Annotated in this window: 21 protein-coding genes; 15 read left to right on the top strand and 6 right to left on the bottom strand. The window is 65.6% G+C overall.

Annotated elements, in window-relative coordinates:
- Window positions 1-173 precede the first annotated feature (173 nt).
- The 14 genes from phnC (at window position 174) to C8E00_RS11555 (ending at window position 11597) form a co-directional block, all read left to right on the top strand.
- Window positions 174-998, top strand: coding sequence for a phosphonate ABC transporter ATP-binding protein (gene phnC / locus C8E00_RS11490; RefSeq protein ID WP_133697631.1), 825 nt, complete (start codon window positions 174-176; stop codon window positions 996-998).
- Window positions 999-1048: 50 nt separating this feature from the next.
- Window positions 1049-2065 carry a phosphonate ABC transporter substrate-binding protein gene (gene phnD, locus C8E00_RS11495; protein WP_133697632.1) on the top strand — a complete coding sequence of 339 codons (1017 nt, stop codon included), beginning with the start codon at window positions 1049-1051 and terminating at the stop codon, window positions 2063-2065.
- A 77-nt stretch (window positions 2066-2142) separates the two neighbouring features.
- The gene (phnE, locus tag C8E00_RS11500; RefSeq protein WP_133697633.1) at window positions 2143-2937 is read left to right on the top strand and encodes a phosphonate ABC transporter, permease protein PhnE; all 795 of its coding nucleotides are present in this window, start codon (window positions 2143-2145) and stop codon (window positions 2935-2937) included.
- Between the two features lie 34 nt (window positions 2938-2971).
- Window positions 2972-3766 carry a phosphonate metabolism transcriptional regulator PhnF gene (gene phnF / locus C8E00_RS11505; RefSeq protein ID WP_166638311.1) on the top strand — a complete coding sequence of 265 codons (795 nt, stop codon included), beginning with the start codon at window positions 2972-2974 and terminating at the stop codon, window positions 3764-3766.
- Complete coding sequence (phnG, locus tag C8E00_RS11510; RefSeq protein ID WP_133697635.1) at window positions 3763-4215, top strand: phosphonate C-P lyase system protein PhnG; 453 nt, start codon at window positions 3763-3765, stop codon at window positions 4213-4215. Before phnF ends, phnG begins: the two co-directional genes overlap by 4 nt.
- Window positions 4216-4229: 14 nt before the next feature.
- Entirely contained in the window at window positions 4230-4868 is a 639-nt protein-coding gene (phnH, locus tag C8E00_RS11515) for a phosphonate C-P lyase system protein PhnH (RefSeq protein WP_243833179.1), read from the top strand.
- Window positions 4868-5992, top strand: coding sequence for a carbon-phosphorus lyase complex subunit (locus C8E00_RS11520; protein WP_133697636.1), 1125 nt, complete (start codon window positions 4868-4870; stop codon window positions 5990-5992). The genes phnH and C8E00_RS11520 overlap by 1 nt, the downstream gene beginning before the upstream one ends.
- A 1-nt stretch (window position 5993) precedes the next feature.
- Complete coding sequence (locus tag C8E00_RS11525) at window positions 5994-6827, top strand: alpha-D-ribose 1-methylphosphonate 5-phosphate C-P-lyase PhnJ (RefSeq protein WP_133697637.1); 834 nt, start codon at window positions 5994-5996, stop codon at window positions 6825-6827.
- Complete coding sequence (locus C8E00_RS11530; protein WP_133697638.1) at window positions 6824-7684, top strand: phosphonate C-P lyase system protein PhnK; 861 nt, start codon at window positions 6824-6826, stop codon at window positions 7682-7684. The genes C8E00_RS11525 and C8E00_RS11530 overlap by 4 nt, the downstream gene beginning before the upstream one ends.
- A 13-nt stretch (window positions 7685-7697) precedes the next feature.
- A complete protein-coding gene (gene phnL, locus C8E00_RS11535) occupies window positions 7698-8450 on the top strand; it encodes a phosphonate C-P lyase system protein PhnL (protein ID WP_133697639.1) in 753 nt (250 codons plus the stop codon).
- Entirely contained in the window at window positions 8447-9595 is a 1149-nt protein-coding gene (locus C8E00_RS11540; RefSeq protein ID WP_133697640.1) for an alpha-D-ribose 1-methylphosphonate 5-triphosphate diphosphatase, read from the top strand. The genes phnL and C8E00_RS11540 overlap by 4 nt, the downstream gene beginning before the upstream one ends.
- A 9-nt stretch (window positions 9596-9604) precedes the next feature.
- Window positions 9605-10177 carry a ribose 1,5-bisphosphokinase gene (gene phnN, locus C8E00_RS11545; RefSeq protein ID WP_133697641.1) on the top strand — a complete coding sequence of 191 codons (573 nt, stop codon included), beginning with the start codon at window positions 9605-9607 and terminating at the stop codon, window positions 10175-10177.
- Window positions 10174-10968, top strand: coding sequence for a phosphonate metabolism protein PhnP (gene phnP / locus C8E00_RS11550; RefSeq protein ID WP_243833180.1), 795 nt, complete (start codon window positions 10174-10176; stop codon window positions 10966-10968). The genes phnN and phnP overlap by 4 nt, the downstream gene beginning before the upstream one ends.
- The gene (locus C8E00_RS11555) at window positions 10938-11597 is read left to right on the top strand and encodes a DapH/DapD/GlmU-related protein (protein ID WP_133697642.1); all 660 of its coding nucleotides are present in this window, start codon (window positions 10938-10940) and stop codon (window positions 11595-11597) included. The genes phnP and C8E00_RS11555 overlap by 31 nt, the downstream gene beginning before the upstream one ends.
- Window positions 11598-11599: 2 nt before the next feature.
- Here the strand turns inward: C8E00_RS11555 and thpR are convergent, their stop codons facing one another.
- From thpR to C8E00_RS11570, 3 genes are all read right to left on the bottom strand, one after another.
- Window positions 11600-12124 carry an RNA 2',3'-cyclic phosphodiesterase gene (thpR, locus tag C8E00_RS11560; protein ID WP_166638312.1) on the bottom strand — a complete coding sequence of 175 codons (525 nt, stop codon included), beginning with the start codon at window positions 12122-12124 and terminating at the stop codon, window positions 11600-11602.
- An 87-nt stretch (window positions 12125-12211) separates the two neighbouring features.
- Complete coding sequence (locus tag C8E00_RS11565; protein WP_133697644.1) at window positions 12212-15394, bottom strand: efflux RND transporter permease subunit; 3183 nt, start codon at window positions 15392-15394, stop codon at window positions 12212-12214.
- Between the two features lie 103 nt (window positions 15395-15497).
- A complete protein-coding gene (locus C8E00_RS11570) occupies window positions 15498-16682 on the bottom strand; it encodes an efflux RND transporter periplasmic adaptor subunit (protein ID WP_133697645.1) in 1185 nt (394 codons plus the stop codon).
- Window positions 16683-17037: 355 nt separating this feature from the next.
- Between C8E00_RS11570 and C8E00_RS11575 the strand changes: the two genes are divergently transcribed.
- Window positions 17038-18006: an AraC family transcriptional regulator gene (locus C8E00_RS11575; RefSeq protein ID WP_133697646.1), complete on the top strand. Its 969-nt coding sequence runs from the start codon at window positions 17038-17040 to the stop codon at window positions 18004-18006.
- Window positions 18007-18032: 26 nt separating this feature from the next.
- Here the strand turns inward: C8E00_RS11575 and C8E00_RS11580 are convergent, their stop codons facing one another.
- From C8E00_RS11580 to rpoZ, 3 genes are all read right to left on the bottom strand, one after another.
- Window positions 18033-18422 carry a RidA family protein gene (locus tag C8E00_RS11580; protein ID WP_133697647.1) on the bottom strand — a complete coding sequence of 130 codons (390 nt, stop codon included), beginning with the start codon at window positions 18420-18422 and terminating at the stop codon, window positions 18033-18035.
- A 150-nt stretch (window positions 18423-18572) separates the two neighbouring features.
- Window positions 18573-20708 carry a bifunctional GTP diphosphokinase/guanosine-3',5'-bis pyrophosphate 3'-pyrophosphohydrolase gene (spoT, locus tag C8E00_RS11585; protein WP_133697648.1) on the bottom strand — a complete coding sequence of 712 codons (2136 nt, stop codon included), beginning with the start codon at window positions 20706-20708 and terminating at the stop codon, window positions 18573-18575.
- 28 nt (window positions 20709-20736) lie between these two features.
- Entirely contained in the window at window positions 20737-20988 is a 252-nt protein-coding gene (gene rpoZ, locus C8E00_RS11590; RefSeq protein WP_133697649.1) for a DNA-directed RNA polymerase subunit omega, read from the bottom strand.
- Window positions 20989-21016: the final 28 nt, after the last annotated feature.

Below are 21016 nucleotides of genomic sequence, written 5' to 3' on the forward strand. Positions count from 1 at the left end.
CCTCCGCCAACCCATTGATTCCTTTCATAAAGCGCCTATGGCGCTTTTTTTGTTGCGCTTCCCTCCCCCGTATTCGTCACCATTTCTTAATTGTCTAGATAAATAGTCGTCATAGGACGTCGCCAGACTGTGTTCAGACTTTCGAGTTCCAAACACCTTCCGGGACGAATCGTATGACCGCCATCATCAGCGTCGAACGGCTCGATAAATCCTTCGGTACCCATGCCGCGTTGCGCGAGGTCGGTTTCGAGATCGCCAGCGGCGAAATGGTCACCCTGATCGGGCCCTCGGGATCGGGCAAGTCGACCCTGCTGCGTCATCTCATCGGGCTGACCCGCGCCGACCGCCACTCGCACAGCCATGTTCGGGTGCTGGATCGTGACGTGCAGCACGGCGGGCGTCTGCTCGGCGCCAGCCGCGAACAGCGCTGTCGCGCCGGCTATATTTTCCAGCAATTCAATCTCGTCAGTCGGTTGAGCGTGATGACCAACGTGTTGATCGGGCACTTGGGGGGCATGCCGCGCTGGCGCTCGCTGGCCGGGCGGTTCACTCGTCAGGAACATGAAGCGGCGCTGCATGCGATGGCACGAGTGGGTATCGAAGAACTCGCCGAGCAGCGCGCGAACACACTCTCCGGAGGACAGATGCAGCGGGTGGCCATTGCCCGCGCGCTCGTCCAGGACGCCGAAGTGATCCTCGCCGACGAACCGATCGCCTCCCTCGATCCGCGCAGTGCCCGGGAAGTGATGGAGATCCTCCAGCGCATCAATCGCGAAGACGGCCGCACCGTGGTCATCACCCTGCATCAGGTCGATGTGGCGCGCCGGTATTGTCAACGCGCCATCGCGCTCAAGAAGGGACGTCTCTACTACGACGGGCCTATCGCGGGCCTGACCGACACTCGCCTGCAGGCGCTCTACGAAGACGCAGGGCTCGATGAGCTCGGCACTCGTGAGGACTGGCCGCCGGCCACTGAACCGCTTCACGCCGTGGGCTGAGCCCACACATTTCACAACGCTTCAGCGATCGCAACCATCAGGAGTCGAATATGGCTTTACGCTCTCTGCACCGTCTGGCTTTGCCACTCATCGCGACCATCGGCATCGGGGGCGGGCTACCGGCGCACGCCCAAGAACATGACACGCTGACCTTCGGCATCATTTCCACCGAGTCCATGAACGCGCAGCGCGAAATGTTCCAGCCCCTGCTCGACGACATGTCCGATGCGATGGGCATGCAGGTCGAGCCGTTCTTCGCCACCGACTACGCCGGCGTGATCCAGGCGATGCGTTTCGACAAGGTCGATGTCGCCTGGTATGGCAATAAGGCCGCGATGGAGGCGGTCGATCGTGCCGGCGGTGAGATCTTCGCCCAGACCGTCGCCGCCAATGGCGAGCCGGGTTACTGGAGTCTGATGATCGTCAATCAGGACAGTCCCTACGACAGTGTCGACGAGATTCTCGACAACGCCGACCAACTGGTCTTCGGCAACGGCGACCCCAACTCCACCTCAGGCTACCTGGTGCCGGGTTACTACATCTTTGCCAAAAACGGAGTCGAGGCGGCGTCTGCGTTCAAGCGTACGTTGAATTCGAGCCACGAGACCAACGCGTTGAGCGTGGCCAATCACATGGTCGATGTCGCCACGTTCAATACCGAAAGCATGGCACGTCTGGAAGAGACCCATCCGGAGAAGGCCGAGCAACTCAAGGTGATCTGGAAGTCCCCGCTTATTCCCTCGGATCCGTTGGTATGGCGCGAGGACCTGCCCGAAGCAACAAAAGAAAAGCTGCGCGAATTCTTCCTGAACTACGGTGACACCGAACGTGAGCAGGAGATTCTGACGCCGCTGCAGTGGTCCGGTTTTCAGCCCTCCAGCAACGCTCAACTGCTGCCGATTCGCCAGCTTGCGCTGTTCAAGGAGCGCGCCAACGTCGCCAACGACGACTCGCTTGATGCCCAGGAGAAGGAACAGAAGCTCAACGCGCTCGATGCCAGGCTCGAGAAGCTTGATCAGCGTATGGGGCAGCAAGCGAACGCGGACACCACGCAACAGGCGTCCTGATCAACGACGGGGGGCGCACGCGCGTCCCTCTTCTCGGTTTGGATGGTGACGAATGCTGGATGGCTTGAGTAGGAAAGATGGCTACAACGATTTCCGATGAGATGCAGGTGCGCGCCGGCAGGCGCAGCTGGAAGAAGCCCTTGTGCTGGGCCGTCGCACTACTGGTGCTGAGCTGGGCATGGCAGGGCGCGGGTATCGCCCCGGGGCTGCTGCTCGATAATTTCGACAACATGGTGGTGCTGGCTGGCGATTTCGTACCGCCGACGTTCGGTAACCTGATGCGCTATGTCCAAGAGATGCTGGTGACGATCCAGATTGCCATCTGGGGCACGCTGCTGGCGGTGATCTGCGCCGTGCCATTTGGTCTTTTCAGTGCTTCTAACATCGCTCCCTGGTGGATCAATCAGCCCGTTCGCCGCTTGATGGATGCCTGTCGTGCGATCAACGAGCTGGTGTTCGCGATGTTGTTCGTGGTGGCCGTGGGGCTTGGCCCCTTCGCGGGAACGCTTGCTTTGTTCGTCCACACCACCGGTGTGCTGGCCAAACTCTTTTCCGAGGCCGTGGAGGCCGCCGATGCCGGGCCGATGGAAGGCATACGCGTCACCGGTGCCGGGCGTCTCGAAGAGATCGCCTTCGGCCTGATCCCCCAGGTGCTGCCGCTTTGGCTCTCGGTGAGCCTCTACCGTTTCGAGTCCAACATCCGGTCGGCGACGGTGCTGGGCATGGTCGGCGGTGGCGGTATCGGCGTCTCGCTGTGGCAGACCCTGCGCGGATTCGACTACGCCGAAGCGGCCACGATCATGCTGGTGATCATCGTCGCGGTGTCGCTGCTCGACATGCTGTCTCAGCAAGTGCGCAAACGTTTCATCTGATACCGAGGGTTCCTCGGTTTTTTTGGGCCTGATGATGTCTAGACAAATCCTTTCGATGCCGCGCTATCGTGAACTGGCCGACGTACTGGTCCGCGAGGTTCGTGCCGACTACGGCCCCGGCGACCTGCTGCCAACCGAGGCACAGCTCGCCAAGCGCTTCGCGGTCAACCGCCACACCGTGCGCCGAGCGCTGGACGAAGTGGTCGCTGCCGGCCTGGTGACCCGCCATCAGGGGCGTGGCACCCAGGTGGTCGATCGGCGACTCGACTACGCCGTCAGCGCCGGCAGCAAGGTGACCCAGAATCTCGCCGGCCTCGGTCTCCCTTCGAGTACCTGCTGCCTCGAACAAGATCTCGTGATGCCCCCCGAGGCCATCGCCCAGCGCTTCGGGCGACCTGCCAGCGAGCCGCTGCTGCGAGTCGATACCGTGCGCTATGTCGATGACGCGCCGCTGATGCGCCTGCGCCACTGGTTCGATCCCGAACGGGTGCCGGGCTGGTTGGCGCGCTACCGCGGCGGCTCCACCCGCGCCCTGCTGGCCCAGCACTACGGCCTGCAGCTGCATCGGCGGCGGGTGCGCATCGACGCCGTCGGCGCCGATCGCGACGACACCCGCTGGCTGCAGTGTCCGCTCAACGCGCCGCTGCTGGTGATGACCAGCGACAACACCGACGCCGACGGCGTACTGGTGGAAGTCTCCGTGGGGCGGGCGCGTGCCGACCGGCTCTCCTATCACATCGATTTCGACGAAGCCACGGACGGTCGTCACGGCGGTGCCGGCACGACCGGTCCTTCCGATCTCTTTCCATCCGACGAGGACGACGCATGAGCCGCACATCTCGAGGCGCCCGTCAGCGATTGCTGGCGCTCTCCTCCCGTCAGCACATCGAGGCCCGCTGGGGCGCACTGGGCGCGTTGCTCGGCGATTTCCCCGCGCACCGCTGCGTCCGCGGCCCGGAGACCGGCATGGCGATGCTCAAGGGGCGTACCGGCGGTACCGGCAACGCCTTCCACCTGGGCGAGATGACCCTGACCCGGGCCAGCGTCGCTCTCGACGACGGCACCGTCGGCCACGGCTGGGTGCGTGGTCGCGATCATCGCCACGCCGAACTGATCGCGCTGGCCGATGCCGTCGCCCAGCACGCCGAATGGCAGGAGGCACTCGAGGCGCAGCTGCTCGCGCCGCTGGCCGAGGAACTGGCCGAGCGCCAACGCCGTGACGCCGCCACCGCCGCCGCCACCCGCGTCGACTTTTTCACGCTGGTACGTGGCGAATGACGATGGAGACAGGAATGACAGTAAAGACGGAAATGACGAAGGATCTCGTCTGGCCCGGACTGGCCGACCCCGCCCACGACAGCCAGCGCCTGTTTCGCCAGATTCTCGGCGCCATGTCCGAACCGGGCACGCTGACGACACTGGCGTTGCCGGCACCGCCCCAGGCGGCGCCGAGTGACGCCCTTGGCGCCGCGCTGTGGGGGGCGGTACTGACACTCTGCGATCTCGAGACACGCGTCTGGATCGCCGCCGACCTCGACTCGCCGGCCCTGCGCCAGGCGCTGACCTTCCACACCGGGGCGCGCATCACCGACGACCCGGTGAGTGCCGACTTCGCGCTGCTGACCCATGAATCCTTCGATCCGCAGACGCCGTTTGCGCTGGGCAGCGACACCTATCCCGATCGCGCTACCACGCTGCTGGTCGTCGTCGAGCGACTGGCCAACGCCGGGCCCTCGATGCTCTCCGGGCCTGGCATCGAGACCACCCGCGCACTCGACATCGGCGATTCCCCCGGCTGCCGGGCGCTGAAGGATCGGCTGGCCGCCAACCGTGCCAGTTTCCCCCGGGGGCTGGACATGATCTTCGGCTGCGGCGCGCAGCTGGCGGCAGTGCCCCGCAGCACGCGCGTCGATTCTCGGGAGGTGAACTGATGTACGTTGCCGTCAAGGGAGGCGAGCAGGCCATCGCCAGTGCCCACCGCTGGCTGGCCGACCGCCGTCGCGGCGATCGTGATCGCCCGGAACTCGAGGTCGACCAGATCGGCGATCAGCTGCGCCTGGCCGTCGACCGGGTGATGAGCGAAGCCTCGCTGTATGACCCGGAGCTCGCCGCGCTGGCGTTCAAGCAGGCCAGCGGCGATCTCACCGAAGCGGTGTTTCTGCTGCGGGCCTATCGCACCACGCTGCCGCGACTGGCGGTCAGCGAGCCGCTCGACACCGCCAGCATGCGTATCGAACGGCGTATCAGTGCCACCTACAAGGATATTCCCGGCGGCCAGATCCTGGGCCCGACCTACGACTACACCCACCGCCTGCTCGACTTCCTGCAGCTGGCCGGCGCCGAGGTGCCGCCTGCCGAGACCCGGGATGACGTGACCGACGCCGAGCCATGCCCGCAGATTCTCGAACTGCTCAACGATGAAGGGCTGGTGGAGCAGGAGATCGACGACGGCAGCGAGCCTACGGACATCACCCGCGATCCACCGGATTATCCGATGGACCGCGCCGCCCGGCTGCAGATGCTGGCCCGTGGCGACGAGGGCTACCTGCTGGCGCTGGGGTACTCCACCCAGCGCGGCTACGGCCGCAACCACCCGTTTGCCGGCGAGATCCGCCTGGGCCAGGTGGAAGTGGAAATCCACGTCGACGAGTGGGACGAGACCATCTGCGTCGGCGAGATCGCGCTCAGCGAGTGCCAGATGATCAACCAGTTTGGTGGCTCGCGCGAGGCCGCGCCGCAGTTCACGCGGGGGTACGGCCTCGCCTTCGGCCACAACGAGCGCAAGACCATGGCCATGGCGCTGGTCGATCGTGCCCTGCGCGCCGAGGAGCTGGACGAGCCGATCATCGGCCCGGCGCAGCAGGCGGAGTTCGTGCTGGCCCACGCCGACAGCGTCGATGCCGCCGGCTTCGTCTCGCATCTGAAGCTGCCGCACTACGTCGACTTCCAGTCCGAGCTCGATCTGCTCAGACGCCTGCGCCGCGAACATGCCGCGCGTCAGGCGGAACTCGACAGCGCTCGTGATACGGCCAGCCCCCAACCGAAGGAGCGGTGATATGGACGGGTACAATTTCGCCTACCTCGACGAACAGACGAAAAGAATGATCCACCGCGCGCTGCTCAAGGCGGTGGCGATCCCCGGCTACCAGGTGCCGTTCGGCGGCCGCGAGATGCCGATGCCCTACGGCTGGGGTACCGGTGGCGTGCAGCTCACCGCCAGCATTCTCGGGGCCGACGACATCCTCAAAGTGATCGACCAGGGGGCCGACGACACCACCAATGCGGTCAGCATCCGCCACTTCTTTCAGCGCGTGGCCGGCGTCGAGACCACCACCGCCACCACGGCGGCGGACGTGATCCAGACTCGCCACCGGATCCCCGAGACGCCGCTGCGCGCCGGCCAGATCCTGGTGTTCCAGGTGCCGATTCCCGAGCCGCTGCGCTTCATCGAGCCCAGCGAGCAGGAGACGCGACTGATGCACGCGCTGGAGGAGTACGGCGTGATGCACGTCAAGCTCTACGAGGACATTGCCCGCTACGGCCATATCGCCACCACCTATGCCTACCCGGTCAAGGTCGACGGACGCTACGTGATGGACCCGTCGCCGATCCCCAAGTTCGACAACCCCAAGCTCGACGGCAACCCGGCACTAATGCTGTTCGGCGCCGGGCGCGAGAAGCGGCTTTATGCGATCCCGCCCTATACCCCGGTCGAGAGTCTCGACTTCGAGGACCATCCGTTCGAGATCCAGCGCTGGGAGCATAGCTGCGCGCTGTGCGGCAGCGACCGCAGCTACCTCGACGAGGTGATCACCGACGACAAGGGCGGGCGGATGTTCGTCTGCTCCGATACCGACTACTGCCAGACCCGGCGGGGAGACGTGGCATGAAGAAGCCGGCACAGGAATATCCGGTCCTGCTCGACGTACAGGACATCACCCGCCTCTACGGTCCCGCCAAGGGCTGCGAGGCGATCGATTTTCGACTGCATGCCGGCGAGGTGCTGGGCATCGTCGGCGAATCCGGCTCCGGCAAGTCGACGCTGTTGCGGGTGCTCGCCGGCCTGGAAGCGCCGGACGCGGGACGAGTGATCTATCGACGTTCTTCTAACGAGCCTGAAGCCGCTCGAACCGGCACCGGCAAACACGAGAGTGGCGGCGATCAGAAGGAAAACGCAGAGGCCGCACTCGATCTCTACGCCATCGGCGAGGCACGGCGCCGGGCACTGCTGCGCCTCGAGTGGGGGCTGGTACACCAGAACCCCCGCGACGGCCTGCGCATGGGCGTGTCCGCCGGGGCCAACATCGGCGAACGGCTGATGGCCCAGGGTCAACGCCATTACGGCCAGCTCCGCGCCACCGGCCAGGCGTGGATGCGCCAGGTCGAGCTCGATCCCGGGCGTATCGACGATGCGCCGCGCACCTTCTCCGGCGGCATGCAGCAGCGCCTGCAGATCGCTCGCACTCTGGTCACTCGGCCACGGCTGGTCTTCATGGACGAGCCCACCGGCGGGCTCGACGTCTCGGTGCAGGCGCGGCTGCTGGACATGCTGCGCACGCTGGTACGCCAGCTGGGTCTCTCGGTGGTGCTGGTGACCCACGATCTCGCCGTGGCGCGCCTGCTCGCCCACCGGCTGATGGTGATGCGCCACGGCCAGGTGGTGGAGACCGGCCTCACCGACCAGATCCTCGACGACCCGCAGCACGAGTACACCCAACTCCTGGTTTCTTCGGTCCTTACGCCTTGAGGGAGGAATTTTGATGCATCCCACGACCTACGCCCAGCCTCGCCTCACGGTGGAAGGGCTGCACAAACGGTTCCTGCTGCACGGCCAGGGCGGGCTCGAGATCGACGTGATGCGCGAGCTCTCGCTGACACTGCATGCCGGTGAATGCCTGGTGCTGGCCGGACGCAGCGGTATCGGCAAGAGCACGCTGCTGAAGATGCTCTATGGCGACTACCGCATCGATCAGGGGCGAATCCGGCTGCACTTCGACGACGGCGAACTCGACCTCGAGACGCTGCCGGCCTATGCCTGGCATGGCCTGCGCCGGGACGTGATCGGCTACGTCAGCCAGTTCCTGCGCGTGGTGCCGCGGGTCGCCGCCGTCGACGTGGTAATGGAGCCGCTGCTGGCCCGCGGCGCCGATGAAGCCGAATCGCGCCAGCGGGCGGAGACACTGCTGGCCCGGCTCAACCTGCCCGAGCGGCTGTGGCAACTGCCGCCCGGCACCTTCTCCGGCGGCGAGCAGCAGCGCGTCAACATCGCCCGCGGCTTCATCGGCGAACATCCGCTGCTGCTGCTCGACGAGCCCACCGCGTCGCTGGATGCCGCCAATCGTGACGTGGTGATCGCGCTGATCGGCGAGGCCAAGGCGCGTGGTACCGCCATGCTCGGCATCTTTCACGACGAAAATGTTCGTGAGCGCATCGCCGACCGCCTGCTGCCACTGGATGGCAGCCTGGGCAACTTATCCATCGTTAGTCAGGACTTCCGGGAGAGCCTGTCATGAGCGCACAGGAACAGATTCTGACCCACGCCACACTGGTGCTCGACGACGAGACGATCGACGGCACCCTGGTGATCCGCGACGGCCGGATCGCCGCCGTCGATCAAGGGGTGAGTCAGGCGTCGGGCGCCATCGATTGCGGCGGCGACATTCTGCTACCGGGGCTGGTCGAACTGCACACCGATAACATGGAGAAGTACTTCCAGCCGCGCCCCAAGGTCGAGTGGCCGAGTCTTCAGGCGGCGTTGGCCCATGACGCCCAGATGGCGGCCAGCGGCATCACCACCGTGTTCGATGCGGTCTCGGTGGGTGACGTCGACGAGCAGAGCATGCGTCACGGCGCCCTCGACGAGATGTGCCAGACGCTGTCACGGATCGTGCACGACGGTCTGGCGCGGGTCGATCATCGCCTGCATCTGCGTTGCGAGGTGAGTCACCCGAACACGCTGGCGCGCTTCGACGCGCTGGCGTCGTCGCCGTTGCTGGGGTTGGTCTCGCTGATGGACCATGCTCCCGGTCAGCGCCAGTTCGCCAGTCTCGAGGCGTACCGTGTTTACTATCAGGGCAAGTATGGTCTCGACGACGCGGCGATGGAGGCCTTCATGAAGGCCCAGCTCGACAACAGTGAGCGCTACAGCGCCATGCAACGGCGTGCCATTGCCGCCGCCTGCCGCGAGCGGAGCCTGGCGCTGGCCAGCCATGACGATGCCACCGTAGAGCACGTCGCGGAGAGCTTTGAGTACGGCACCCGGGTGGCGGAATTCCCCACCACGCGTGAAGCCGCCGAGGCCTCTCATCGCGCCGGCATGGCGGTGATGATGGGCGCGCCCAACGTGGTGCGCGGCGGCTCCCACTCCGGCAATATCGCCGCCGCCGAGCTGGTCGAACAGGGTGTGCTGGATATCCTGTCGTCGGATTACTACCCGGCGGCGCTGCTCGACGCGGTGTTCAAGGTTGCGGCGATGGAGACCGGCTATGCCTTGCCCCGTGCCGTTGCCACCGCGACCCGCCTACCGGCCGAAGCGGTAGGGCTCGAGGATCGTGGACGCCTGGTGCCGGGGCTGCGTGCCGATCTGCTGCGGGTGCGAGTGATCGACGATCATCCGGTGGTGCAGCGGGTGTGGTCCGCCGGCAAGCAAGTGCATTGAGGATTCATCATGAATATCCGGCATTCCCCACCGGGGCGATTGCTCTACGTCATGGGTGCCAGCGGCGTCGGCAAGGACAGCCTGCTACGCGAATTGCGCCGGCGTCGCCCGGATGTACTGGTGGCGCATCGCTATATCACCCGGTCGAGTGGCGGCGGCGAGAATTGCGTCGAGTTGAGCGCTGCCGAGTTCGTCTGGCGCCGGGCGCAGGGGCTGTTCTGCCTCCATTGGGACGCGCACGGGCTCGACTACGGCGTCGGCATCGAGATCGAGACGTGGCTGGCGGCGGGGCATACGGTGGTGCTCAACGGCAGCCGCCGCGCGTTGCAAAAGGCGCGCGAGCGATTCGGCGGAACCCTGGTACCGTTGTTGATCGTGGCAGAGGCCGAGGTGCTGCGGCAGCGTCTGATCGCCCGCGGCCGCGAGACGCCGGCCGAGATCGAGGCGCGTCTGGCGCGACGCGGCGAGGAGGCGGCGTTGTCCGATATCGCGAGAATCGATAACGGCGGCGAGTTGGCGGAGGGCGTGGTGGCGCTCGAAGCCTGGCTCGATGCCTCACACCTGCCGGAGCATTCGGCATGAAGCTACGTTTCGCCGGCACCGGCGACAGCGGGCAGGTGCCCTGCTTCGGTTGCGACTGCCCGGCGTGTCAGCGTGCGCGGCTGCTGAGCTGTCACCGCCGCGAGCCTTGTTGCGGCGAGCTCGAACTCGCTGGGCAGCTATTCCTGATCGATGCCGGGCGCATGGATCTGGCCGCGCGCTGCGAGCGCCAGCGTCCGGCGGCCCTTCTGCTGACGCATTATCACGCCGATCACGTCCAGGGGCTTCTGCACCTGCGCTGGGGGCATGGCGAATCGATTCCGGTCTATGGCCCGAAAGATCCTCAAGGCTGTGCCGACCTGTACAAGAATCCTGGCATCCTCGCTTTTCAGCCCGGCCTCAAGCCGTTTCGCGCGCTCACATTGGGCGGTCTCACGGTGACGCCGCTGCCGCTCAATCACAGCAAACCCACGCTGGGTTACGCCCTGGACGATGGTGCCAATCGCATCGCCTGGCTTTGCGATACCGTCGGTTTGCCCGGGGCCACCGAGCGCTTCTTGACCGAATGGCGGCCGCACGGCGTGGTGATCGATGCCACGCACCCGGATTCTCATGCTGAGCCCCGCAACCACAACAACATCGGCATGGCGCTGGAGATCATCGAGCGATTGTCACCAGCGCAGGCCTGGTTGACGCATATCAGTCACGAACTGGATGCCGACCTCCTGGCAACGCCCCGACCCTGCCGGAAGGCGTGGAGCTGGCCGCCGATGGCAGCGATATTCTTTTTTGAGAGAGAGTCATGTCTTCACAGCCCGTTTCCCTACGCTTGAGCCCCGCCCCCACCAGCGCGACCACGGCGAAGCTCCATGAAAGTCATCTGGGCGCCTGGACCGAGGTGGGCGATCGCTGCGTCTTCAATCACGTCACGCTTGGCGACTACAGCTATGTCGAGCGCGATTGCGATCTGATGTTCGCCGAGATCGGCAGGTTCACGTCGATCGCCTCCAGTGTGCGCATCAATCCCAGCAATCACCCCTGGTGGCGCCCGACGCTGCACCATTTCAGCTACCGGCCCGGCAAGTTCGCCTTTGCCGAAAGCGACCAGGGCGTCGACGACCGGATCTTCGACTGGCGTGCCGAGGATCGTGTCGTTATCGGTCACGATGTCTGGATCGGCCACGGTGCCATCGTGCTGCCCGGCGTCACCATCGGCAATGGCGCCATCGTCGGTGCCGGCAGCGTGGTGACCAAGGACGTTGACGCCTACACCATCGTCGTCGGTAACCCCGCTCGTCCGCTGCGGCCTCGCTTCGAGGATCCCGGCACCGTGGTACGCTTGGAGGCGCTGGCCTGGTGGGAGTGGCCTCACGAGCGACTGGCCCGCATGCTGCCACTGTTTCAGGGCGATACCGAGGCGTTTCTCGAAGCCGCCGAGAGCGAGTCGCGTCCAATGCCATGATCTCAGCCGACGTTGTCAGCCAGCGTCCGATAGCGCGAGCCGCCGTCGTCGAGCTGCGATTCCACCAGGGCGAGATGGTCGAAGCGCCAGCGGAGCGGGGGGGACAGCCGTGACGCCGGGGCCGCGCGGTCGGCCTGGCGCACCAGGCTGACATGCGGGGTGAAGGCACGCTGCGGCGCGGTGAAGCCGTGACGGGCCAGCGCCTGCCAGAGCTTGGCATCGAGCGTCAGAAGCGCGGGACTCGGCGCCTGGCTGCCCGCCCAGACGATGCGGGGCTTGGGGAAATGCCCGAGCCGATCCAGCGTCCACTCGCCCTGCAGCGCCGGCCACGCCTGCGCGAGGGCGATGAGTGGGGCGATTCGGGCCTCGTCGACATTACCCAGAAACGCCAGCGTGATATGCATGTTCTCCGCGGGCAGCGGATAGCCGCCGCAGTGCGATGCCAGGCGTTCGGCCTCGGCGGCCAGGGCCCGGCGCGTGGTGGCGTCGGGCCACAGGGCGAAGAAGAGTCGGCGAGAAACGGTCACGATAGCGGCTCCCGGTGGGGTTGCCAGCAGGGTGCCGTATCGTTCCCCTTCTTGCCAACGGTTTGCGGGTATGGCCGTGGCTCCCGATCAGGCGGAGTCGCTTTCCGGCCGGTGATCTTCGCCTTCCATCGTCGAGCCGTGATCCTGGCTGAGCGGACCGGCCAGCTTGCGCAGCGCGACATAGAAGACCGGCGTCAGGAACAGGCCGAACAGGGTCACGCCGAGCATCCCGGCGAACACCGCGATCCCCAGCGCCTGGCGCACCTCGGCCCCGGCGCCATGGCCCAGCGCCAGCGGTATCACCGCCGCGGTGAAGGTGATCGAGGTCATGATGATCGGACGCAGTCGCAGCCGGCACGCTTCCAGCGCCGCCGCCACCACGCCGCGCCCCTGGAACTCGAGCTCGCGGGCGAACTCGACGATCAGGATGGCGTTCTTGCAGGCCAGCCCGATCAGCACCACCAGCCCCACCTGAACGAAGACGTTGGTATCGCCGCCGGAGAGCCTGACGCCGACCAGCGCCGACAGCAGGCACATCGGCACGATCAGGATCACCGCCAGCGGCAACGTCCAGCTCTCGTAGAGCGCCGCCAGGACCAGGAACACCAGCAGGACCGCCAGCGGGAACACCACCAGCGCGGCATTGCCTTGAGTGGACTGCTGATAGCTGAGGTCGGTCCATTCGAAGTCGATGCCCGCCGGCAACACCCGCTCGCCGATAGCGGACAAGACGCTCATCGCCTGGGGCGAGGAGAGCACCCGCGGATCGGCCTCGCCGGCCAGGTCCGCCGCCGGGTAGCCGTTGAAGCGCAGCACCGGGTCGGGGCCGAAGCTCTGGCGGATATCGATCATCGAGCCGATCGGCACCATGTCGCCCTGGGCGTTGCGGGTGCGCAGCCGGGCGATGTCCTCGACGCTGTCGCGATAGGGCGCGTCGGCCTGGGCGATGACCTGCCAGGTGCGGCCGAAGCGGTTGAAGTCGTTGACGTAGGTGGAGCCCAGATAGGTCTGCAGGGTATCGAACAGGTCGCTCACCGCCACGCCCTGGGTCTTGGCCTTGAGGCGATCCACCTCGGCGTCGAGCTGGGGCACGTTGGCCTGGTAGCTGGTGATCGGATAGCTCATCCCCGGCGTCTGCACCACCGCGCCCTGGAAGGCGGTCACCGCCTCCTGCAGCGGGCCGTAGCCGAGGCCGCCGCGATCCTCGATGAACAGCTGATAGCCCGAACCGTTGCCCAGCCCCAGAATCGGCGGCGGCATGAACGAGAACGCGATGCCGTCCTTGAGGCCGCTGATCTTGCCGGCGATCTCGGCGTTGATCGCCGCTGCGGTGCGGGTGCGCTGATCGAACGGCTTCAGGGTCAGAAACGCCAGCCCGGTGTTGGCGGTGTTGGTGAACTGCAGCGCGTTGAGACCGGGAAACGAGATGGCGTGTTCGACGCCGTCGGTCTGCATGGCGATGTCCACCACCTGACGCAGCAGGGCATCGGTGCGATCCAGTGAGGCGCCCTCCGGCAGTTTCACGCCGGCGATCAGGTACATCTTGTCCTGCACCGGAATGAACCCCGGCGGCACGATCTTCAACAGGTAGCCGGTGGCCCCCAGCAGGACCAGGTAGACCACGAACACCGCGCCGCGCCGGCGCAGGCTGCTCGAGACCACGCCCTGGTAGCGATGGGAGCCGGCGTTGAAGACGCGGTTGAACGGCCGGAACAGCCAGCCGAACAGGACGTCGATCATCCGAGTCAGGCGATCCTTCGGGGCGTCGTGGGGCCTGAGCAGTATCGCGGCCAGCGCCGGCGACAGGGTCAGCGAGTTGATGGTGGAGATCACCGTCGAGATGGCGATGGTCACCGCGAACTGACGGTAGAACTGGCCGGTCACGCCGGACAGGAAGGCCATCGGCACGAACACCGCACACAGCACCAGGCCGATGGCGACGATCGGCCCTGACACCTCGCGCATCGCCTGATGCGCGGCGGCGCGTGGCGCCAGCCCCTGGCCGATGTTGCGCTCCACGTTCTCCACCACCACGATGGCGTCGTCGACGACGATGCCGATGGCGAGCACCAGCCCGAACAGGGTCAGGGTGTTGATCGAATATCCCAGCAGCAACAGCACCGCGAAGGTCCCCACCACCGAGACCGGCACCGCCAGCAGCGGAATCAGCGACGCACGCCAGGTCTGCAGGAACAGCGTCACCACCAGCACCACCAGCAGTATCGCTTCCAGCAGGGTCTGGATCACCGAGCGGATCGAGTCGCTGACGAACAGGGTGGTGTCGTAGACGGTGCGATACTCCACTCCCGGCGGGAACCGGGTGGCCAGCTCGTCCATGGTCCGGATCACCTGGTCGCGAATCTGCAGGGCGTTGGCGCCGGGCGACTGGAAGATGCCGATCGCCACGGCCTCCTTGCCGTCCAGCCGGGAGCGCAGCGTGTAGTCGCCCGCGCCCATCTCGAGCCGAGCGACATCGCCAAGTCGCAGGATCTCGCCATCCTCGCCGACCTTGAGCACGATGTTGCCGAATTCCCGCTCGGTGGACAGGCGCCCCTTGGCGTTGATCAGGGTGAGGAAGTCGCTGTGCGGCATCGGCTCGGCGCCGATCTGGCCGGCGGAGACCTGAACGTTCTGTTCGCGCATGGCCGCGACCACGTCGCCGGCGGTGAGACCGTGAGAGGCGATACGGTCGGGGTCCAGCCAGGCGCGCATGGCGTAATCGCCGCCGCCGAACAGCTGCGCCTCGCCGACGCCGGAGATCTTCGCCAGCTGATCGCGCACGTGCAAACGCGCATAGTTGCGCAGGTAGAGCGTGTCGTAGCTGTCATCCGGCGAGACCAGGTGCACTACCATCAGGAAGGTCGGGGACTGCTTCTGGGTGGTCACGCCCTGTCGCCGCACCGCTTCCGGCAACCGCGCCAGCGCCTGGCTGACCCGGTTCTGGACGCGCACGGTGGCCTGTTCGGCATCCGTCCCGGGCTGGAAGGTGATGGTCATCTGCAGCACGCCATCGGAGCCGGCCACGGACTTGTAGTACATCATGTCCTCGACGCCGGTGATCGCCTCCTCCAGCGGCGTCGCCACGGTCTCGGCGATCTCCTTGGGGTTGGCGCCCGGGTAGGTGGTGCGCACCAGCACCGAGGGCGGCACCACCTCCGGGTACTCGCCGATCGGCAGATTGGGAATGGCGATGACCCCTACCGCGAAGATGACGATGGAGAGCACCGCGGCGAAGATCGGCCGGTCGACGAAAAAGCGGGAAAAATTCATGACGACTGGCTCCTGGGCGGCGGGGACGATGCCCGCCGCGTCTTGTCATTCCGGGAAGAGACGCCTGGGAGAGACGCGCTCGAGCGTGAAACGCCGGGAAGTGCTAGGGCCGGTTGACGGCAACATCGTTGCCCACGCCCGCCTCGCGCATGGCGATCGGATTGGGTGTGACCGGCATGCCGGGGGCGAGGATCTTCTGGGTGCCGTTGACGATCACCCGCTCACCGGCCTTCAGGCCGTCGCGGACCACTACCAGATCGCCCACCTCGCGGCCGAGCTGTACCTGGCGGGGCGTCACGGTGTCGTCGTCGCCGACCACGTAGACGACGCGCCGGTCCTGATTGGCGAGCACGGCCTTGCGGTTGATCAGCATCGCCTCGCTGAGGTTGGCGACGGGCATCTCCACCCGCGCGAACTGGCCGGGCCTGAAGAGGCCATCCGGATTGGGCAGGACGGCGCGGTAGCGCAGCGTGCCGGTATCCGCGTTGATCTGGTTGTCGACGAAATCCAGCCGTCCCTGGTGGGGGAAGCCCGTCTCGCCGGTCAGGCCGATGTTCAGCGTCAGCGGCTCGTTCCGGGCCAGCAGTGTCTGTGCTCCCTGCGCGTCGGCTTCGTTGCTGTCGAAGTAGACGTACAAGGGATCCACCGACACCAGCGTGGTCAGCACCGACGCATCGGCGCTGGCGAGATTGCCCTGGGTGACCATGGCGCGTCCGGTGCGGCCGGCCACCGGCGCGGTGACCCGGGTGTACTGCAGGTCCAGTTCGGCACTGGTCAGCGCGGCCTCGGCCTCGGCTTGCCGCGCCCGGGCAGCGAGCGCGGCCGCCTGGCGCTGATCGTGCTGCTCCTGGGAAATCATGTGTTTCTGGATCAACTGGCGGGATCGCTCCGCCTCGACGTTGGCGAGGCGGCGTTGACTCTGCGCCTGAGCCAATGAGGCCTTGGCGGCCTGGACGCGGGCCTCGTAGGGACGGGGGTCGATGCGGAACAGCAGATCGCCGGCCTCGACCAGTTCGCCTTCCTCGAAGGCGACCTCGTCGATATAGCCGCTCACCCGTGGCCGAACCTGTACGGTCTGCGGCGACGCCACGCGGCCGGTGAAGGTCTCGCGCAGCGTGACCGGCGCCACCAGCACCGTGGCCACATCCACTTCCGGGGGCGGCGGCGCACTGGCGGATTCCGCCTCGCCATGGGCGTCGCAGCCGGTCAGCAGCGCGCTGACGAGCATGACGCCCAGGCCGTGAGTCAGCCCTGATCTCGGCATGCGCTTGTGGTCGAACCTTTTCATTGCCTGGCCCCCTGGGTCGTTCCCGGTCGTCGATCCCGTGTCCTTGCGTCCGGCGCAGCGCCCTGGCGGGCGACGATGAGCCGGCATGGGATCATGGACGATCAATGTACGGTTCCAGGGCGGAGGCGCGTTATCGGGTTACTCGTGGTTGATTGCCTAATCCTGTAGACCTCGTTCATCGGGGATAAGAAAAGCGCTCGCCATCGAGCGGCTCAGGAAGGCGCTTGCCCGTTCCTTCAAAGATCTTGCCCAATCCTGCAGGGATCGGTTTTTGTCATCAAAATGCCGGTTGGCTGGCCTATACTCGCGCTTTGTCGAACACCGATAACCAGTCCACCTACGAGAGGGCGGAGTCGTGAGTGTCGTGCAGCCTGTTTTCGAGACACCGGATGATGAGATCGACCAATTGGCGAATACTCTGTCTCGACAGATACAGAAATGGGCACCGGAAGAAGGTCTGACGCCGACGGCGGTGCCGGGCCTGGAACTGGTGCGCGCCAATTCCTCGTTGACGAACTGTATCGGCTCGACGGTCTACGACCCTTCGCTGTGTCTGATCGCGCAGGGCAGCAAGCGTATATGGCTGGGTGATCGGGAAATCGATTATGGGCCGCTGAGCTGCATGGTGTCGGCGGTGCATCTGCCGGTGCTGGGCAAGGTCACCGAGGCTTCGGCGGAGCGGCCCTACCTGGGGCTGAAGCTTGCCGTCGATGCCCAGGAAGTCACCGCTCTGGTACTGGAGCTGGGTGAGGGACTGGGCGAGATGGAGGAGCGGGAGTGCGCCGAGACCGCTTGCGGCCTCGGGCGCGTGCAGGCCGAGAAGGGGCTGGTGGACGCCTTGCTGCGACTGGTGAGCCTGCTCGATTCACCCCAGGACATCCGCATTCTCGCACCGCTGGTGCGGCGCGAGATCTTCTATCGCGCGCTGGTCGGCGAGATCGGCCTGCACATGCGCAAGTTCGCGGTGGCGGATACCCAGACCCACCGCATCTCGAGGGTGATCGCGGTACTCAAGGATCGTTTCACCGAGCCGCTGCGCGTTCGCGAGCTGGCGGCGATGGTGAACATGAGCGAGTCGTCACTGTTCCACAGCTTCAAGCAGGTCACCCGGATGTCGCCGGTGCAGTTCCAGAAGAAACTGCGCTTGCACGAAGCGCGCAGGCTGATGCTGGCCGAAGGGATGGAGGCGGCCACCGCCAGTTTCCGCGTGGGGTACGGCAGTCCATCCCATTTCAGCCGTGAGTACAGCCGTCTGTTCGGCGTGCCGCCCCGCACGGACGTGAGCAAGCTGCGCGGTGAGCTGCCGCAGACTGCCCGCGCCTGATCGTGTGTCGGGGGCGAGTGACGGCCTCAGTCGCCGATGACCATCACGGCTTCCGCTTCCACCTGGCTGCCCTTGGGAAGCTGCTTGACGCCGACCGCGGCACGGGCCGGATACGGCGTCTGGAAGTACTCTTCCATGATTTGATTGACCACGGCGAAGTTGCCCAGATCGGTCAGGTAGAGGTTGAGCTTGACGATATCCTGCAGCGAGCCGGCGGCTTCGTGGCAGACGGCCTGGAGATTGGTGAAGACCTGACGCGCCTGGGCTTCGAAGTCCTCGCCGACCAGCTCCATGGTGCCGGGATCCAGCGGGATCTGCCCGGACATGTACACGGTGTTGCCGGCCTTGATGGCCTGCGAGTAGGGGCCGATGGCGGCGGGCGCCTGCTCGGTATTGATGACGGCTTTGTTGCTCATGGCATGGCTCCTTGTCGTTATGCGGTGTGCGCATTGCGATGGACAAAAATAACGACGCCGCCGCGTCCGCATGAGCGGGCGCGGCGGGCATCGTAAAAACGAAACGACCGACCCGCCGCCAGCAGGAGCGGCGGGTCGGTCGCCACGGTGTCAACTGCGAACGCGAGTGATCTTGCCGACGTGGGGCAGGTTGCGCAGTCGTTTCATGATACTTGCCAGATGCACGCGATTGTGGACGGCCAACGTCAAGTTGATGATCGACAAGCGTGCATCGCGTTCTTCGATGCCAATGCGTTCGATGTTGGCATCGGCGTCGGTCACCAGGCCGGCCAGCTCGGCGACCAGACCGCGCCGCGTCTCGACGTGGAGACGCAGCGCCACCGGGAAATCCTGGTCGATCTGCTGCGACCACGCCAGGGCGAACAGCTTGTCGGGGTCGTCGCGCAGTTCCTGAAGGTTACCACAATCGTGGCGGTGCACCACGATCCCCTTGCCCACCGATAGATGGCCGACGATGGGGTCGCCGGGCAGCGGGTAGCAGCAGCGCGCGAAGCTGATCACCATGCCCTCGGCACCGTTGATCACGATGGGCACGCCGGAGCCCGGTGCCGTGGCGACTTCCTCGGCGCTCGACGGCGCGCTGGATTCCAGAAGACGTCGCGCGATGGCGTAGGCCATGCGCGTGCCGAGGCCGATGGATTCGAGCAGATCGTCCTCGTGCTTGAGCTCAAGCTCCTCGAGTAGCGTCGCCAAGCGATGCTCGGGCAGTTCTTCGAGGCTGGTCTCGAAGGCGCTCAGTGCGCGGTTGAGCAGGCGCCGGCCGAGCTGCACGGATTCGGTGCGCTGCTGATGCTTGATGGCGTGGCGGATCGCCGAGCGGGCCTTGGCGGTGACCACGAAATTGAGCCAGGCCAGGTTGGGTCGGGCGCCGGGGGCGGTGATGATTTCCAGCGTCTGGCCGCTTTCCAGGGTCGAGGACAGCGGTGCCAAATGACGATCGATGCGGCAGGCGATGCAGCTGTTGCCGATGTCGGTATGCACGCTATAGGCGAAGTCCACCGCGGTGGCGCCGCCGGGGAGTTCCATGATATCGCCCTTGGGCGTGAACACGTAGATATCGTCGGGGAACAGGTCGTTCTTGACGTGCTCGATGAACTCCAGGGAATTGCCGGCGTGGCGTTGCATTTCGAGCAGGCCGCGTACCCACTCACGCGCGCGCGCATGGCTGCCGGCGCCGATGGGGCGTTCGGTCTGGCCGGCCTTGTACAGCCAGTGTGCGGCGATGCCGTTGTTGGCCATCGCTTCCATCTCACGGGTACGAATCTGTACCTCGATGGGCATCCCGCTGGGACCGAACAGTGTCGTATGCAGGCTCTGGTAGCCGTTGGCCTTGGGGATGGCGATATAGTCCTTGAAGCGCCCCGGTACCGGCTTGTAAAGATTGTGCACCGCGCCGAGGATGCGGTAACAGGTGTCGACGTCGTCGGTGATGATGCGAAACCCGAACACGTCCATGATCTCGGCGAAGGGTTTGCGCTGATCGCGCATCTTGCGATAGATCGACAACAGGTGTTTCTGGCGCCCCACCACGCTGCCGCCCAGCGCGTCGTCATCGAGGCATTTCTGCAGGCTGTCCTGGATCTGGCGCATCATCGAGCGACGATTGCCGCGCGCCTTGGTGACGGCGCGCTTGATGCGTTCGGCGCGCATCGGGTGGATCGCCTGGAAGGAGAGATCCTCGAGCTCGACGCGGATGGTGTTGATGCCCAGGCGGCTGGCGATGCGGGCGTAGATTTCCAGCGTCTCGCGGGCGATGCGGCGCTTCTTGTCAGGCCTGAGCGCCCCGAGGGTACGCATGTTGTGCAGGCGGTCGGTGAGCTTGACGATGATCACGCGGATGTCCTGAGACATCGCCAGGACCATCTTCTGGAAATTCTCGGCCTGGGCGACCGCCTTGTCCTCGAAGGTGATCTGGGTCAGCTTGGAAACGCCATCCACCAGTTCGGCCACGGGGTCGCCGAACTGCCTGGCCAGTGCTTCCTTGGTCACGCCGGTATCTTCGATGACGTCGTGCAGCATGGCCGCCATCAGACTCTGATGGTCCATGTGCATGTTGGCGAGGATGTTGGCGACGGCGAGCGGATGCGTGACGTAGGGCTCGCCGGAGCGCCGACGCTGACCGTCATGGGCCTGCTCGGCGTAGTAGAAGGCGCGCTTGACGTGCAGAATCTCCTCGGGCGGCAGGTAGCTGCCGAGTCGGTCTGCGAGGTCGTCGATGGTGAACATAGTGCGCGCCTTCGAGGATGGAGAGGCCTTAGTCGTTGTACTCTCGCTCGGGGCGCGGCTTGGCGGCGGGCGGCTCGACGACTTCGTTGAGGACGCTGGCGTCGACCAGGCCGGCGGCGATTTCACGCAGTGCCATGACCGTGGGCTTGTCGTTTTCCCAAGGCAGCAAGGCATCGCGCGAGCCGCGAGCGAGTTGACGTGAACGCTGGGTGGCGATCATCACCAACTGAAAACGGTTATCGACGTTGTCGAGGCAATCTTCTACGGTAACGCGTGCCATGAGTGTGGACCCTGATCGAGAAATATAA

The organism is Chromohalobacter marismortui (genome assembly GCF_004364315.1).
GTDB classification, from domain to species: domain Bacteria; phylum Pseudomonadota; class Gammaproteobacteria; order Pseudomonadales; family Halomonadaceae; genus Chromohalobacter; species Chromohalobacter marismortui.

Bases quoted from the DNA above. Each gene is read 5' to 3' on its own strand.
- phnC (WP_133697631.1), top strand. From the start codon at position 174: ATGACCGCCATCATCAGCGTCGAACGGCTCGATAAATCCTTCGGTACC.
- phnD (WP_133697632.1), top strand. From the start codon at position 1,049: ATGGCTTTACGCTCTCTGCACCGTCTGGCTTTGCCACTCATCGCGACC.
- phnE (WP_133697633.1), top strand. From the start codon at position 2,143: ATGGCTACAACGATTTCCGATGAGATGCAGGTGCGCGCCGGCAGGCGC.
- phnF (WP_166638311.1), top strand. From the start codon at position 2,972: ATGTCTAGACAAATCCTTTCGATGCCGCGCTATCGTGAACTGGCCGAC.
- phnG (WP_133697635.1), top strand. From the start codon at position 3,763: ATGAGCCGCACATCTCGAGGCGCCCGTCAGCGATTGCTGGCGCTCTCC.
- phnH (WP_243833179.1), top strand. From the start codon at position 4,230: ATGACAGTAAAGACGGAAATGACGAAGGATCTCGTCTGGCCCGGACTG.
- C8E00_RS11520 (WP_133697636.1), top strand. From the start codon at position 4,868: ATGTACGTTGCCGTCAAGGGAGGCGAGCAGGCCATCGCCAGTGCCCAC.
- C8E00_RS11525 (WP_133697637.1), top strand. From the start codon at position 5,994: ATGGACGGGTACAATTTCGCCTACCTCGACGAACAGACGAAAAGAATG.
- C8E00_RS11530 (WP_133697638.1), top strand. From the start codon at position 6,824: ATGAAGAAGCCGGCACAGGAATATCCGGTCCTGCTCGACGTACAGGAC.
- phnL (WP_133697639.1), top strand. From the start codon at position 7,698: ATGCATCCCACGACCTACGCCCAGCCTCGCCTCACGGTGGAAGGGCTG.
- C8E00_RS11540 (WP_133697640.1), top strand. From the start codon at position 8,447: ATGAGCGCACAGGAACAGATTCTGACCCACGCCACACTGGTGCTCGAC.
- phnN (WP_133697641.1), top strand. From the start codon at position 9,605: ATGAATATCCGGCATTCCCCACCGGGGCGATTGCTCTACGTCATGGGT.
- phnP (WP_243833180.1), top strand. From the start codon at position 10,174: ATGAAGCTACGTTTCGCCGGCACCGGCGACAGCGGGCAGGTGCCCTGC.
- C8E00_RS11555 (WP_133697642.1), top strand. From the start codon at position 10,938: ATGTCTTCACAGCCCGTTTCCCTACGCTTGAGCCCCGCCCCCACCAGC.
- C8E00_RS11565 (WP_133697644.1), bottom strand. From the start codon at position 15,394: ATGAATTTTTCCCGCTTTTTCGTCGACCGGCCGATCTTCGCCGCGGTG.
- C8E00_RS11570 (WP_133697645.1), bottom strand. From the start codon at position 16,682: ATGAAAAGGTTCGACCACAAGCGCATGCCGAGATCAGGGCTGACTCAC.
- C8E00_RS11580 (WP_133697647.1), bottom strand. From the start codon at position 18,422: ATGAGCAACAAAGCCGTCATCAATACCGAGCAGGCGCCCGCCGCCATC.
- spoT (WP_133697648.1), bottom strand. From the start codon at position 20,708: ATGTTCACCATCGACGACCTCGCAGACCGACTCGGCAGCTACCTGCCG.
- rpoZ (WP_133697649.1), bottom strand. From the start codon at position 20,988: ATGGCACGCGTTACCGTAGAAGATTGCCTCGACAACGTCGATAACCGT.